Genomic DNA, 14,417 nt, shown 5'->3' with positions numbered 1-14,417 from the left:
CGGCGGCCCAACAGCCCCTAGTAGGAACCGGCGTGGGCCGGCGGCACCGACACCGACATGGTCATCTCCACGGGTTCGTCGCCCTTGTTGCGGTAGCCGTGCGGCACGTTGGCCTCGAAGGTGGCGGCCGTTCCCGCCGGCACGGTGTGCTCGGCGCCGTCCACGAGGAGGGTCAGTTCGCCCCGTGAGACGTGCAGCAGCTCGACGGTGCCCGGCGGGTGCGCGTCGGAGTCGTTGCCTTCACCCGGCATCAGGCGCCAGGACCACAGTTCGAAGGGCCCGCGCGCCTCGGCCCCCACGAGGAGCGTGGTGCTGCTGCCGGCTTCCGTGGACCACATGCGCACCGCCTGTTCCGGCGGCACGAGGCGGACGTGGGAACCCTGCTCGTAGTCGAGGAGGGTGGTGATGCTGACGCCGAGCGCGTCGGCCAGCTTCACCGTGATGCCGACACTGGGGTTGGTCCTGGCCTGCTCGATCTGGATGATCATGCCGCGGCTCACGCCCGCGCGGGCCGCCAGGGCGTCGAGGGTGAAGCCCCTCTCGTTGCGCCAACGCCTGAGATTGCGCGCGAGCGACTGGGTCAGCTGGTCGAGGTCCGCCACGTTCCCGTCCAATATGGTGAATGAGAGAGTTCACGATACTGGGCCCGGCGGACCTGGTGCCGCCGGGCGGGCTCAGGCCTCGCCCAGCTCCCCCAGGGCGATGAGCTGCTCGGGTGTGACCCCGTCGGGGATCGGCACCGGCGCGGGCGTGCGAAGGGGCGGCTGCCATCCGGCCTCCGCGCTCCACGTCCGCACGACCCGCGCGGGCGCCCCGGCGACCACGGCGTGGTCGGGCACCTCGCCCCGGACGACGGCACCGGCGGCGACCACGACGTTGCGCCCGATCCGGGCCCCCGGCAGGATCACCGCGCCCGTGCCGATCCAGCAGCCAGGCCCGATCTCCACCGGGTCCATGCGGGGCCACTGCTTGCCTATCGGCGTATGCGGGTCGTCGTAGGAGTGGTTGGTGGACGTCACGTACACATAGGGGCCGAAGTAGCAGTCGTCGCCGATCGACACCGTCGTGTCCGCGATGACGTGACTGCCCCGCCCGAGCACGACGCCGTTGCCGATGCGCAGGATCGGGTCGGGCCCGAGGTCGAGGTCCGGCATCATCCCCGCGGTGAGCGTGACGTGCTGGCCCACGATGCAGTGGTCGCCGATCCTGATCCACGGCTCCCCGAAGACCGTGCCCTGCGGGAAGGCGAGTTTCGTGCCCTCGCCGATCGCGCCGAACCGCAGCCGTCCCGGGTGCGCGGCCGTCACCGCGCCCGTGCGCTGCACCCAGTCCCAGCCGGCGTGGACGGCGCGCTGCGCGAGACGGCGCGGCACGGCGGCGAGGGGTGAGAACGTGTTCCTGTTCTTCGGCACGCGCTCACGTTACTCAGTGCCACGGGGGCCCGCAGGCCCCCGGCCTGTGATCTTCACCCCACGCGGGGGCCCCGGCTGCCCCGTCCCGTACGGTGCCGTCAGGCGCGACACCACACAGACGTACGGAAGCAGGGAGCGAGTCGATGGGCCACGAGGCACTCATCACCGGCATCGGCGGCAAGGACCCGAAGATCGATCAGGACGCCTTCACCGCGCCGACGTCCGTCGTGCTCGGCGAGGTGACGCTGCACGCCGGGGCGAGCACCTGGTACGGCGCGGTGCTGCGGGCCGACTGCGGGCCCATCGTCGTGGGCACCGACAGCAACATCCAGGACAACTGCAGCCTCCACGTCGACCCTGGCTTCCCCATCACGATCGGCGAGCGCGTCTCGGTCGGCCACAACGCCGTCCTGCACGGCTGCACCGTCGAGGACGACTGCCTGATCGGCATGGGCGCCACCGTCCTGAACGGCGCGGTGATCGGTGCGGGTTCCCTGGTCGCCGCGCAGGCCCTGGTGCCGCAGGGCATGCGCGTGCCCCCGGGCTCGCTCGTCGCGGGCGTGCCCGCCAAGGTGCGCAGGCCGCTCACCGACGAGGAGCGCGAGGGCATCTCGCTCAACGGCACGATGTACGTCGAGCTGGCCGGGGCCCACCGCGACGCGCACGCCGCGAAGTGAGTCAGTCGCCGACCGGGACCGGCTGAGGCTCGGCCGCGGGCGCCGCGGCGGCCTCCGCCTCGGCCTCGGCCGCCGCCTTCTTCGCCCGGCGCTTGACGAACAGCATCGAGCTGATGCCGATCAGCACGGCGATGCCGAGTCCCACGTATGAGAACCGCTTGAGCCAGTCCTCGGCGACCACGCCGATGTAGTAGATGACGGCGGTGGTGCCGCCCGCCCAGACGATGCCGCCGAGGACGTTGGCGATCAGGAACTTCCAGTACGGCATGCGCAGGACGCCCGCGAGCGGCCCGGCGAAGATGCGGAGCAGGGCGATGAAGCGGCCGAAGAAGACCGCCCACATGCCCCACTTCTGGAAGGACCGCTCGGCGGTCGCCACGTTGGCGGCACCGAAGTGCTTGGGGAACTTCCGTTCGAGCCAGGCGAGGAGCGGCCTGCCGCCCTTGCGCCCGATGGCGTACCCGATGGAGTCGCCGATGATGGCGCCCGCGGTGGCGCACGCCCCGAGGATCACCGGGTTGATGTCGCCGTGCTGGGAGGAGAGGAGCGCCGCGGAGACCAGGACGATCTCACCGGGCAGCGGGATGCCCAGGCTCTCCAGACCGATGACAAGGCCCACCAGCGCGTAGATGCTGACGGCTGGTACGTGCTCCAGCCACTCCTGGACGTGCAACGCCGGTTCCTCCCGTGGTCAAGTGTGTGTGCCCGGCGTGCGCGCCGCTCGGCCGCGCACGCCGGGCAGCCTACCCGCAGGAGATCACCCGGCCGGAACGGCGTCCCAGAGGCCGCACCGGTGTTCGTCGTGCACCGTCGTGCTGATCGTGGTCCCGCCCGCCGACGCGGTGCGCAGGGAGAGCACCTGCCCCGGCCGGGTGCGCTGGTCGGGGACGGCGGGCCCGCCGTCGGCGCGCGGCACGCCGGTGCGGATGAAGGAGCCCCAGTACTGGACCATCTGCCGGGCGAGCGCCCGCTGCTCGGCGTCGAGCGGCGAGGCCAGGCCGAAGTGCTTGAAGAGGTACTGGACTTCGTTGACGTGTGTCGCGCCGAAGTCGAAGTCGGTGTCCAGCTCGCGCAGCGACGCGAAGGGCGGTGAGGTGCGGTCCGCGAACTCGTAGGCGTACACGGGCCCGCGGCGCGCCAGTGCCGTGTTCATGCGCAGTGCCGTGCAGGCGAACATCCGGTCGCCGACCGCCGCGCCGTACGCGTGCGTCGGCGAGGCGTGCTCCGCGAGCGGATACGCCTGAAGGACCCGGCCGCCCAGCTCCGGCCCGTACGCGTCGGTGAGCGCGTCGGGGTACTGCTCGGCGGTGAGCGGCCTGCCCTGGCCGTCGAACCGGGCGAAGGCGAAGAGGTTGCCTTCGTCGCTGTTCGCGCCGTTCAGCACCGGTACGCGGGCCGCGCTCCCCTTCTCGTACGCCTCCTCGGGCTGCACGGGCAGGAAGGCGCCGCCGACGACCGGGCCCCAGTCGAAGCCGGCCTGCGCGGCGAGGATCTCCTCGGCGGGCTTGGCCCGCAGGCAGGCCGGGGCGGTCCGCGGATCGGGGCAGCCCGCCTTCTTCGCGAACGCCGCGCCGTCACGGGCCGCCCGTGCGCGTTCGCGGCCCGCGCAGTCGCCGTACGCGCCGCTCTCCACGATGCCCGCGCGGTACAGGCCGCGGGCCGTGGGCGAGGCGAGCAGGGTGCACACGGAGCGGCCGCCCGCGGACTCGCCCGCGATGGTGACGCGGCGCGGGTCGCCGCCGAACCGGCCGATCTCGGCGCGCACCCAGCGCAGCGCGGCCTGCTGGTCGAGCAGTCCGTAGTTGCCGGACACGCCGTCGGACGCCTCGCCGTCGAGACCTTCACCGGCGAGGAACCCCATCGCTCCGAGGCGGTAGTTGACAGTCACGACGACGGTGCCGGTGCGGCGGGCGAAGGTGTCGGGCACGATGTCCTCGCCCGCGCCCGCGGTCAGCCCGCCGCCGTGCAGCCACACCATGACGGGGCGTTGCTTCGCCGACTGCCCCTTCGGCGTGTAGACGTTGAGGTCGAGGCAGTCCTCGGTGTGGCTGGGGTTCTCGTAGCCGGGGTCCCAACTGGCGTTCTGTACGCACCGGTTGCCGAACGTGGTCGCTCCGCGCACTCCGGTCCAGGGCTTCGCGGGGCGCGGCTCCTTCCAGCGGAGGCCGCCGACGGGCTGCTGCGCGTAGGGGATGCCGAGGAACTGCCGTCCCTCGCCCGTGACGTCGCCGCGCAGCCAGCCGGCGGCGGTGCGCACCAGCGCACCGTCCGACGCGGCGGGTCTGCCCGAGGCCTGGGCCGGAAGCGGCGCCAGAGAGGCCGCGGCGGCGGCCGCCAGGGCGGCGACGACCGACGCGACGCGGGGTATCTTCATCATGAACCGGCTCCCTTGATGACGGTGGTCGAGGAGAGGATCAAGTCACGTGCTGATGTACCCACTTGGATGGTCCGCCGGCCGGTGCCGAGCACCCAGCCGTGGCGTTCGGCGTCCCACGCCGACAGGGTCCGCCGGTCGATCCGGACGGTGACGCGCCGCCGTTCCCCCGCTGTCAGCCCGATCCGCCGGTAGCCGCCGAGCACCCGCTCGGCCTGGGTCAGCCCCAGGTCGGGGGACGGGCCGACGTAGACCTGGGCGACGGTGACGCCGTCGCGCCGACCGGTGTTGCGCACGGTGAAGCCGACGTCCACGCTCCGCCCCGCCCCGCGCACCTCCAGGTCCTGATAGTCGAAGGTGGTGTACGACAGGCCGTGCCCGAAGGGGAAGAGCGGCCGCACCCCTTCCGCGTCGTACCAGCGGTAGCCGACGTGGATGCCTTCCGAGTACTCCTCGACGCCGTCGGTTCCCGGGTAGCGGCGCGGATTCCCGGCCATCGGATGGCGGTCGTCGTCGACCGGGAACGTCTGGGTGAGCCGGCCGCCGGGGTCGCAGTCGCCGAACAGGACGGCGGCGGTGGCGGCCGCGCCCTCCTGGCCGGGGTAGTACATCTGCAGCACGGCCGCGGTCCGCCGCAGCCACGGCATCGAGGTGGCCGACGACGTGTTCAGGACCACGGTGGTGCGCGGGTTCACGGCGGTCACCGCCTTGATCAGCGCCTCCTGGTGGCCGGGCAGCGCGACGGTCGTGCGGTCCTGGCCCTCCGTGGCGTCCTCGTACGCGAAGAGGACGACGCTGTGCGCGTCGCGCGCCGCCCGCACCGCTCCGGCGACATCGGCCGCGCGGGTGGCACCGGTGACACGGCGGAGCCGGAACGTCTGCCCCTGGTCGCCGCCCTCGGCGCTGATCCTCAGGCGGTGCCCGCCGCGGCCGAGGGTCAGTGTCGCGCGGCGCACGTTCATTCCGTCGGGCGCGGTGGAGACGAGGCCGCCGGAGAAGAACTCGGCGACGCCCGGCTGTTTCGGATAGAGCTCCTTGCCGTCCAGCTCCACCTTCGGCCGCTCGCCCGAGTAGTGGATGACGAGCGTCCACTCGTCGGCCTCGTCGGGCGTCAGCTTCCCGTCGTACGTCCACTTCTTCCCGGCGGCGACCCGCTGGCCCTCCGCGTCGAAGCCGCGAGTGAGCGCGCGGCGCGGGATCGCCTTGCCGTACAGGTCCTCGCCCAGCGCGTACGTGACGTCGGCGTCGCGTCCGGCCCGTGCGGTGATGGCGTCGAGCGGACCGGCCGCCCGGTCGGGGACGACGTGCGCGCTGCCGCCGCCGCTGACGAACGGGTGGCGGCCCGTGGGTCCGATGACGGCGATGTCGCGGGCGGCGCGGCCCGTCAGCGGGAGGGTGCCGCGCGCGTTGCGCAGCAGGGTGGCGCCCGCCTTGGCGACGTCGAGGGCGACCGCCGCCCCCGCCCCGGGGTCCCGCCCCGGCCTGGGCGGCACGCTCTCGTCGAGCAGCCCGAACCGCTCCATGACGCCGAGGACACGGCGTACCGAGCGGTCGACCTGCGCCTCGGGCACGCCGCCGTTCCGCACGGCCTTCTTCAGCGCGGCGCCGAAGTAGGAGCCGTCGGGCATCTCCATGTCGAGGCCGGCGGCGAGGGCGGCGGCGGTGCTGTGCTGCGCGAACCAGTCGGTCATCACCCACCCCTCGAAACCCCACCGCTCGCGCAGGATGCCGGTGAGCAGCGTCTTGTTCTCGCAGGCGAAGACGCCGTTGACCTTGTTGTACGCGCCCATGACGGAGCCGGTGCCGGCGGCGACCGCCGCCTCGAACCCGCGCAGCTCCGTCTCGTGCATGGTCCGCTCGTCGGCACGCACGTCGACGGACTCGCGGTTCTTCTCCTGGTTGTTGAGGGCGAAGTGCTTGACGGTGGCGACGAGGCCCTCGCCCTGGATGCCCTTGATCTCCTCGGCCACCATGTCGGCGGCGAGCAACGGGTCCTCGCCGAAGGTCTCGAAGTTGCGGCCCGCGTACGGGGTGCGGATGAGGTTGACCATCGGCGAGAGCAGCACGTCCTGCCCGAGGGCGCGCCCCTCGCGGCCGATGACCTGGCCGTAGCGGCGGGCGAGTGCGGGGTCGAAGGCGGAGGCGAGCAGGACGGGGGCGGGCAGGGCGGTGGCGCGGGCCGCGACGCGGACGCCCGCGGGGCCGTCGGCGAGCCGCAGCGGCGGGATCCCGAGGCGCGGCACGCCGGGAACGTATCCCGCCTGGCCGAGGCCCTTCGGGTCGGTCGCCCCGTGCAGCAGGGAGATCTTCTCGTCGAGGGTGAGTCTGCCGATGAGGGACTCGACGCGGGGACCGGCGCCGGGGCCCTGTCCGGCGCGGGCCGCCGCGTGCGAGGGCACCGCCACACCGGCGGTGGCCGCGGCGGCCACGGTGATCGCACCGCCGACCAGTCCGAGGACGGAACGCCGGGACACGGAGTCGGACATGAGCCGTCACTTCCTTCTGTGCCTTGTGTGCGCGAACACGACTGTGCGAAGCGAAGCGTGTACACGTGCCAATGGCGGGTCGTCGTTCGCCCCTTGAACGCACTATGCGACAACAGGGACTTGACACGCCGTTAGGCACCACGTGTGGCGGCGGGAAAACTATGGCCGCGCATGACGCGTGTCAACAAGTTGAACAGAAAAGCGTGATCCGGCTCCTGTATGTGCCGGCCTTCGCGGGTCCGCTCAGTACCCGGGGGCGGTGCCGGTGGAGCCGTCGATCTGCTCACGGAGGATGTCGGCGTGACCGGCGTGCCGACCGGTCTCGGTGAGCATGTGGACCATGACGTTGAACAGCGTCACGTCGGGTCGCGGCCACCACGGGACATGGCCGGAGGAGTCGATGGCGAGGGCGGTGATCGTCGCGTCCGCGTGCCGCCACACCCTGCGGTAGCGGTCGGTTATCTCCTCGCGCGTCTCGTGCTCGGCCGCCCACATCTCCGCGCCGCGCTCGGCGACGTCGTCCCAGCGGGGCAGGGGCTCGGGGAACGGCCGGCCGAAGACCTCGCCGAAGTACCTGGACTCCCAGAGCGCCAGGTGCTTGACCAGGCCGAGAAGGTTGGTGCCGGTGGCCGTCATGGGGCGGCGGACATCGCTCTCGGACAGCCCGTCGAGCTTCCACAGCATCGTCTCGCGGATCTGCCGCAGGTCACCGTGCAGGTACTCTTTCGCGAACTCGCCCCTCATGGGCCCCGATCCTGCCATGCGCCACCGCGGGCCCGGCCCCCTGGGTACCCGCGTCAGGGGGCCGATCGGGGAGCCGTCAGCCGTTGGGCCGCAGGGTCCACACCACCGTCATCTCGCCGGTGACGGCGCCGTCCTCGCGCCGGATCTCGACGGCGACCGGGAACTCGGGGCGCTCGCCCGCGTCGAGTTCGGCGATCACGTCGGCGGCCGGGCGGCCGAGGGTCGCCGTGGCGGTCACCGGTCCCATGGCCAGCTTCTTGTACGCGATCTCGGCGCTGACGGCGAGCGGCACGGCCCGCGACAGCTCCGCGCCGAACGCGGCGAGGACGATGGCCCCGCTCGCGGACTCGCCCAGCGTGAACATGGCGCCGGCGTGCGGGCCGCCGACGTGGTTGTGGTACTCGCTCTGGTCGGGCAGAGCCACCACGGCCCTGTCCGGCGCGGTCTCCCGGAATTCGAGATTCAGGGTGCGGGCCATCGGAACCGTGGCGGCGAGCATCTCGCCGATCGTCATCTGTTCTGCGCTCATGGCACGGGATGTTACCCACGAGTAGCGACCCTTGACCAGGACCTGCCTCCCCGTAGATCACCGTCACCTATCGTGGACGCCCATGTGGCAAGGACAGCGGCCGCCCGGGGGCGAGCAGAACCAGCGGAACCAGGGGCAGGGCCAGGGGAGCCCGGGGAACCCCGGGCAGAATCCCTACCAGCAGCCGGGGTACCAGCAACCCAACCCGTACGGGCAGCAAGCCCCGTGGAACGCCCCGACCATGCCCGCCGGCCCGCACGGCCAGGCCCCCGAACCTCCGCGCGACGGCAACGGCGGAAACAGCGGCAATGGCGGCAATGGCGGCAACAGCAACCGGACCAAGGTGATCGCCCTCGTCGCGGCCGGCGCCGTCGTGGTCGCCGCGGGCGTCACCGGACTCCTGCTCCTCGGCGGCGACAAGGACGACACCGCGAAGCCCGGCCCCGCACGGTCCTCCGCCGCACCCGGCCCGGCCGCCTCCGAGGAATCCAATCCCCGCACCGGCGACGGCATGCCCGGGCCGACCGTGCCCGGCTGGAAGGTCGTCGTCAACCCCAAGCTCCGCATCGCGTTCGACGTGCCGGCCGACTGGTCCCTGGAGTCGCGGGACTGGGCCGGCGGAGTCGTGGAGAACGAGGACGCCGAGGACGACTCGGCGGAGTTCCTCGCCGCGTACGCCGCCCCCGCCTACTTCAAGGAGAAGTGGTGCGCGAGCGACGAGGACAGGGACGGCAGTCAGGACTACACGTCGCTGGCGGCCGCGGGCACCCGGGGCAACCGCGGCGCCAAGAGCACCGAGGAGGTCGCCCGGCACGACGCCACGAACTGGGTCTACGGCGTGTACACGCAGCCGGACAGGAAGAAGGTCACCACCGGCCCGACCGAGGCGTACACCACCAAGTCCGGCATCAAGGGCAGCGTGGTGAGCGCCAGTTCGACCGGCGTCGCGAAGCAGGGCAAGTGCGACTCGGACGGCGAGGCGACCGTGTTCGCCTTCAGGGACACCGGGGGCAAGTACGTCTCCTGGTCCTTCCACGGCGCCAAGAACGTCGAGGGCGAACTCCCGGACGCGACAGTGAAGAAGATCCTCGCGACGGTGCGCGAGTACAAGGTCTCCGAGAACTGAGCAGTCCCTGGGGGCCGGGCACCCCACGCGCCTCCGGGGCGGGTGTGATCTTGCCCGGCGGCTCCCCGTATCGTGTCCGGCCATGTGGTCAGGACAGCAGCCGCCCGGGGGCGAGCAGAACCCGCAGGACCGGAGTCAGAACCCGTACCAGCAGCCGGGGTACCAGCAGCCGAACCCGTATCAGCAGCCGGGATACCAGGCGCCGAACCCCTACCAGCAGCCGGTGGGCGGGCAGGCGGGCGGGCAACAGGGGCAGTGGAGCGCTCCGACCGCCCCGGGGGGCGTGCCGCAGGCGGCCGGCACAGGCGGTGGCGGTGGCGGCCGGGGCGGTCGCAACAAGGTCAAGATCATCTCGATCGTGACGGCGGCCGCCGTGGTCGTGGCCGCCGGCGTGACCGGATTCCTGGTGCTCGGCGACGGGGACGACAAGGACACCAAGGCCGACGCCCCCGCGCGGACCGACTCCAAGAAGCCGGCTCCGACCGCGGACGACGGCGACGACAGCGAGCGCGGCACGGACAGCGGCCCGAAGCCGACGATCAAGGGCTGGAAGGTCGTGGTGAACCCGAAGTGGGGCACCGCCTTCGACGTACCGCCGGAGTGGGAGATCCAGAATCCCGGCTCGGCGATCGCCTTCGAGGACAACAAGACCGGCAAGCCGATGATGACGATGTCGGCGCCCGCGTACCTGCGGTCCAAGTGGTGCGTCACCGACGACAACAAGGACGGCAGGACCGAGGACCACGAGCTCGCCGCCGTGGGCACCAAGGGCGCGAAGGGCGCGAAGAACACCGCCGAGGTCGCGGTCAACCAGGTCGGGTGGTGGGTCTACGCCGCCTACACCCAGCCGGACGAGAAGAGCCTCACCACCGACAAGAAGGCACAGCCGTACACCACCAAGTCCGGCATCAAGGGCAGCATCGCCCACTCCAAGTCCACGGGCACGCCCCAGAAGGGCAAGTGCGCGACGGACGGCAAAGCCATCACCTTCGGCTTCAAGAACGCCGCGGGCGACTATGTCGCCTGGAGCCTCTACGGGGCCACGGGCGTGAAGGACGAGATACCCGAGAAGACGGTGATGAAGATCCTCAGCACGGTGCGCACACACGGAGAACCGACGGAGTCCTGAATTCACCTGAACTAACCTCAATTCAAGCGAGCGGGCAGCCGACGGCGACCGGACGCAGAAACCAGGGCAGCGGGGCGGGGCCGTGGCGTCATCGCCGGCCCCGCCCCGCTGCCCACACGTCACTTGGTGACGTACCAGCCCGACTTCATGCCCGAGGCCTCACTGCCCTGCACACGAACACATTCGTACGGGAAGCCGCCCATTTCATTGAGCACGTACCTGCTGCAGATCGACTCGCTCTTGAAAGGACCCGCGTAGTACTTGAAAGGCTTGGCCGATGCCACGCCCGAGAAGGCGGCGGCGGTGACCACCGCTGCTCCGAGCACACCGAAGACCTTCATTTTGATTCCGGACACAAATATCTCCCCTGTGCAAATCTGAAATCTGTTTACCGGTCGCAAGCAGTTGATCACTGTATGGCATCAATGATCACGTCGCCACCCGCGCACCATTTGACCCACTTACCCCTGTGTGGCCATCGCCCGAGGGGCTCCGCGCACGGGCAGCCGTGGCACGGCCTCCCCACGCCCCTCTATGGTTACTGGCCATGTGGCCAGAACAGCAGCCGCCCGGGGGCGAGCAGAACCCGCAGGACCAGAGTCAGAACCCGTACCAGCAGCCGGGGTACCAGCAGCCGAACCCGTATCAGCAGCCGGGATACCAGCAACAGCCCGCGGGCGGCTACCAGCAGCCGGTGGGCGGCCACCAGCCGCACGCGGGCGGGTACTCGCAGCCCGAGCAGTCGCACTGGGCGGCCCCGACGCCGCCGCCCGCGCCGCCGCAGCCGGTCGGCGGCGGTCAGGGCAGCGGCGGTCAGGGCGGTGGCGGTCAGGGCGGTGGCGGCGGCGACAAGACGAAGATCACCGCCATCGTCGCCTCGCTCGCCGTGGTCGTGGCGGCCGGAGTCACCGGTTTCCTGGTTCTCGGCGGTGAGGACGACAAGAACGACGAGGCCGGCCCCGCGAAGCCCTCGAAGTCCGTTTCGAAGAAGCCCGATCCGACGGCGAGCGACGACGGGAACTCGCGCGGCGAGGGCGGCGAGGACAAGCCGACCGTCGACGGCTGGCAGGTCGTGGTGAACCCGAAGTGGGGCACCGCCTTCGACGTCCCCCCTGACTGGGAGGTCAAGACGCCGGACACCTTCATCGCCTTCGACGACCGCAAGGACGAGGGCGCGAAGACCATCATCGGCATGTCCGCGCCCGCGGTCCTCAAGGACAAGTGGTGCACGTCCGACGACGACAAGGACGGCGAGCCCGACGACACCTCGCTCGCCGCGGTCGGCACGAAGGGCCAGAACGGCGCCAAGAACACCGAGGACATCGCGCGCAACGACTCGGCCTGGTGGGTCTTCGGCGGCTACACCGAGCAGACGAAGGCCGATCGCAAGAAGATCGAGATCAGCAAGATCGAGGACTACACCACCAAGTCCGGCATCAAGGGCAGCATCGCGACGTCGACGACGTCCGGCGCCGCCACCTCGGCCAAGTGCGACTCGGAGGGCAAGGCCACCACGTTCGGCTTCAAGAACGAGGCCGGCGAGTACGTGGCCTGGACTCTCTACGGCGCCAAGGGCGTCAAGGACGAGGTGCCCGACGCCACGGTGAAGAAGATCCTCAGCACCGTCCGGTGGAGCGAGGCGGCGTCCGAGGAGTCCTGAGCCACGGGCCCCGAGGGGCCGGGGAACCGAGGCACCGAGGCACCGAGGCACCGAGGCATCAAGGCACTGCCAAAACGGTTTGCCAGGTCGGTGACTTGCCGGGGACAGTCCCGGGGTGACGAATCCCGCCCCCGCACGACGCTCCCGCCCCTCCTGGGCGGGCCGCAACTACACACTGCTGACCGCCGCCGCGATCGTGACGAACCTCGGAAGCCACGGGGCGTTGATCGCGGCGGCGTTCGCGGTTCTCGACGCGGGCGGCGACGGCGGCGACGTAGGGCTCGTGGCCGCCGCGCGGACGCTGCCGCTCGTCCTGTTCCTGCTCATCGGCGGGGCGGTCGCCGACCGGCTGCCGCGGCACCACGTCATGGTCGCGGCCAACGCCCTCAACTGCGTGTCGCAGGCGGCCTTCGCCGTCCTCGTCGTCGCGGGCGAGCCACAGCTGTGGCAGATGATGCTGCTCACCGGGCTCGGCGGCGTCGGCCAGGCCTTCTTCGGGCCCGCCGCCGAGGGCATGCTGATGTCCTCCGTCAGCGGCGAGCAGGCCGGCCGGGCGTTCGCGATGTACCGCATGGCGATGCAGGGCGCGGGGCTCGGCGGGGCCGCGCTCGGCGGCCTGCTGGTCGCGGCGATCGGCCCCGGCTGGGTGCTGGCCGTGGACGCCGCGGCGTTCGCGGTCGCGGGGGCGCTGCGGTCGTTCCTCGACGTCAGCCACATACCGGCGCGCGAGCCCGGCGAGGGGCTCGTCGCCGATCTGCGGGACGGCTGGCGCGAGTTCACGGGACGGCCCTGGCTGTGGTCGATCGTGGCGCAGTTCTCGGTGGTGGTGGCGGTGGTCGGCGCCGCCGAGTCGGTGTTCGGGCCGCTGGTGGCACGCGACGAGCTGGGCGGCGCGGGGCCGTGGGGCCTGGCGCTCGGCGCGTTCGGGGCGGGCACGGTCGGCGGGGCGTTCCTGATGACGCGGTGGAAGCCGCGGCGGCTGCTGTTCGCGGGCACCCTCTGCGTCTTCCCGCTGGCCGCCCCGTCGGCGGCGCTCGCCGTGCCGCTGCCGGTCGCCGGTCTCGCCGCGGTGATGTTCGTCAGCGGTGTGGCGGTCGAGGTGTTCGGCGTCTCATGGATGACCGCGATGCACCAGGAGATTCCCGAGGAGAAGCTGTCGCGCGTCGCCGCCTACGACTGGTTCGGCTCGATCGCGATGGTGCCGCTGGCCACGGCTCTCGCCGGTCCCGCGGAGTCCGCTTTCGGCCGCACCGCGTCGCTGTGGGGTTGTGCCGTGCTGGTGGTGCTCGTGACGGCGGCTGTCCTGTTCGTCCCCGATGTACGCAATTTGACGCGGCGCACGACGGAGGTGGTCGCCTCGGCGAAGCCCGTGTCGCGCGGGGCCGCCGATCCGTCAGCCGATGGAGAAGGCGCCGTCGGGCGGCTCGGGTGAGGGGACCGCGTCCTCGTCGCGCACCGGCCGCGCGTCCCCGATGAAGCGGCGCAGCGCGTCGCCGTGCTCGACCCGGGCGGGAAAGACGTCGGACGCGGTGCGGCGGGCCAGGGCCGCGATGTCGATGGGCCGGTGCGCGGCGATCAGCACCGCGTTCCCGAAGCGGCGCCCGCGCAGCACGGACGGCTCCGCGATCAGCGCGAGCTCCTCGAACACCTCGGCGAACGTGGCCAGTTGGGAGCGGAGGAACGCGAAGGGCGCCCCGTCGGCGAGGTTCGCGGTGTAGTGGCCGTCCGGGCGCAGCACCCTGTCCGCGGTCCGTGCGTACGCGACCGTGGTGAGGTGCGCGGGTACGCGTGAGCCGCCGAAGACATCCGCGACGACGACGTCGGCGCTGTCGTCCGGCGCCGCGTCGAGCCACTCCCTCGCGTCCGCGCCGTGCACGCCGACCATGCTCCCCTCGCCCAACGGCAGCCGCTCGGCGACCAGTCGGAGCAGTGCCCGGTCGGCCTCGACGACGTGCTGCCGGGAGCCGGGGCGGGTGGCGGCGAGATAGCGGGGCAGGGTGAGGGCGCCGCCGCCGAGGTGGGTGACGTCGAGGGGGGTGCCCGGCTCGGACGCGGTGTCCAGGACGTGGGCGAGACGGCGCGCGTACTCGAACTCCAGGTGGGTGGGCTCGTCCAGGTCGACGTAAGACTGGGGTGCCCCGTCGACCGTGAGCAGCCAGGCCCGCGGCCGGTCGATGTCGGGCATGAGCTTGGCGGTCCCGTGGTCGACTTCCCGGATCACCGGAACCGCCTCGTCCACACTTTCGCCCTCGAACTCGTGCTCGTCCACGTCGTCCATTG

The 14,417-nt window shown here is 71.8% G+C and carries 14 protein-coding genes; 5 read left to right on the top strand and 9 right to left on the bottom strand.

All coding sequences use genetic code 11. The annotated features are described in order from the left end of the window. Positions 1-17 precede the first annotated feature (17 nt). Positions 18-602, bottom strand: coding sequence for an XRE family transcriptional regulator (locus AB0N81_RS30195; RefSeq protein WP_365363832.1), 585 nt, complete (start codon positions 600-602; stop codon positions 18-20). A 72-nt stretch (positions 603-674) separates the two neighbouring features. Beyond that, positions 675-1,412: an acyltransferase gene (locus AB0N81_RS30190; RefSeq protein WP_365363830.1), complete on the bottom strand. Its 738-nt coding sequence runs from the start codon at positions 1,410-1,412 to the stop codon at positions 675-677. A gap of 143 nt (positions 1,413-1,555) precedes the next feature. Between AB0N81_RS30190 and AB0N81_RS30185 the strand changes: the two genes are divergently transcribed. Further along, complete coding sequence (locus AB0N81_RS30185) at positions 1,556-2,089, top strand: gamma carbonic anhydrase family protein (protein WP_365363829.1); 534 nt, start codon at positions 1,556-1,558, stop codon at positions 2,087-2,089. 1 nt (position 2,090) lies between these two features. Here the strand turns inward: AB0N81_RS30185 and AB0N81_RS30180 are convergent, their stop codons facing one another. From AB0N81_RS30180 to AB0N81_RS30160, 5 genes are all read right to left on the bottom strand, one after another. Continuing rightward, positions 2,091-2,762 carry a DedA family protein gene (locus tag AB0N81_RS30180; protein ID WP_365363826.1) on the bottom strand — a complete coding sequence of 224 codons (672 nt, stop codon included), beginning with the start codon at positions 2,760-2,762 and terminating at the stop codon, positions 2,091-2,093. An 84-nt stretch (positions 2,763-2,846) separates the two neighbouring features. Beyond that, the gene (locus tag AB0N81_RS30175; RefSeq protein ID WP_365363823.1) at positions 2,847-4,466 is read right to left on the bottom strand and encodes a carboxylesterase family protein; all 1,620 of its coding nucleotides are present in this window, start codon (positions 4,464-4,466) and stop codon (positions 2,847-2,849) included. After that, entirely contained in the window at positions 4,463-6,949 is a 2,487-nt protein-coding gene (locus AB0N81_RS30170; RefSeq protein WP_365363821.1) for a glycoside hydrolase family 3 N-terminal domain-containing protein, read from the bottom strand. The genes AB0N81_RS30175 and AB0N81_RS30170 overlap by 4 nt, the downstream gene beginning before the upstream one ends. 243 nt (positions 6,950-7,192) lie before the next feature. Beyond that, a complete protein-coding gene (locus tag AB0N81_RS30165) occupies positions 7,193-7,693 on the bottom strand; it encodes a DinB family protein (RefSeq protein WP_365363819.1) in 501 nt (166 codons plus the stop codon). A 76-nt stretch (positions 7,694-7,769) separates the two neighbouring features. Then, positions 7,770-8,222, bottom strand: coding sequence for a DUF4442 domain-containing protein (locus AB0N81_RS30160; RefSeq protein ID WP_365363817.1), 453 nt, complete (start codon positions 8,220-8,222; stop codon positions 7,770-7,772). An 82-nt stretch (positions 8,223-8,304) separates the two neighbouring features. On the opposite strand from AB0N81_RS30160, the gene AB0N81_RS30155 reads away from it, so the two are divergent. Both AB0N81_RS30155 and AB0N81_RS30150 read left to right on the top strand, forming a co-directional pair. Continuing rightward, on the top strand, positions 8,305-9,348 hold the full coding sequence (locus tag AB0N81_RS30155; RefSeq protein WP_365363816.1) for a hypothetical protein: 1,044 nt from the start codon (positions 8,305-8,307) through the stop codon (positions 9,346-9,348). A gap of 82 nt (positions 9,349-9,430) precedes the next feature. Next, positions 9,431-10,477 carry a hypothetical protein gene (locus AB0N81_RS30150; protein ID WP_365363814.1) on the top strand — a complete coding sequence of 349 codons (1,047 nt, stop codon included), beginning with the start codon at positions 9,431-9,433 and terminating at the stop codon, positions 10,475-10,477. 119 nt (positions 10,478-10,596) lie between these two features. Here the strand turns inward: AB0N81_RS30150 and AB0N81_RS30145 are convergent, their stop codons facing one another. Beyond that, positions 10,597-10,833, bottom strand: a complete 237-nt coding sequence (locus AB0N81_RS30145) for a hypothetical protein (RefSeq protein WP_365363812.1) — start codon at positions 10,831-10,833, stop codon at positions 10,597-10,599. 191 nt (positions 10,834-11,024) lie between these two features. Here AB0N81_RS30145 and AB0N81_RS30140 point away from each other — a divergent pair, with 191 nt between their 5' ends. Both AB0N81_RS30140 and AB0N81_RS30135 read left to right on the top strand, forming a co-directional pair. Beyond that, on the top strand, positions 11,025-12,137 hold the full coding sequence (locus tag AB0N81_RS30140; protein WP_365363810.1) for a hypothetical protein: 1,113 nt from the start codon (positions 11,025-11,027) through the stop codon (positions 12,135-12,137). A 115-nt stretch (positions 12,138-12,252) separates the two neighbouring features. Continuing rightward, positions 12,253-13,569: an MFS transporter gene (locus AB0N81_RS30135; protein ID WP_365363808.1), complete on the top strand. Its 1,317-nt coding sequence runs from the start codon at positions 12,253-12,255 to the stop codon at positions 13,567-13,569. On the opposite strand, the gene AB0N81_RS30130 is transcribed toward AB0N81_RS30135, so the two are convergent. Further along, positions 13,531-14,376, bottom strand: coding sequence for a fused MFS/spermidine synthase (locus tag AB0N81_RS30130; protein ID WP_365363930.1), 846 nt, complete (start codon positions 14,374-14,376; stop codon positions 13,531-13,533). The genes AB0N81_RS30135 and AB0N81_RS30130 overlap by 39 nt on opposite strands. Positions 14,377-14,417: the final 41 nt, after the last annotated feature.

The organism is Streptomyces sp. NPDC093510 (assembly GCF_040683555.1).
In the GTDB taxonomy this organism is placed as follows: Bacteria; Actinomycetota; Actinomycetes; order Streptomycetales; family Streptomycetaceae; genus Streptomyces.
This window is presented reverse-complemented; position numbering and strand designations above follow the sequence as displayed.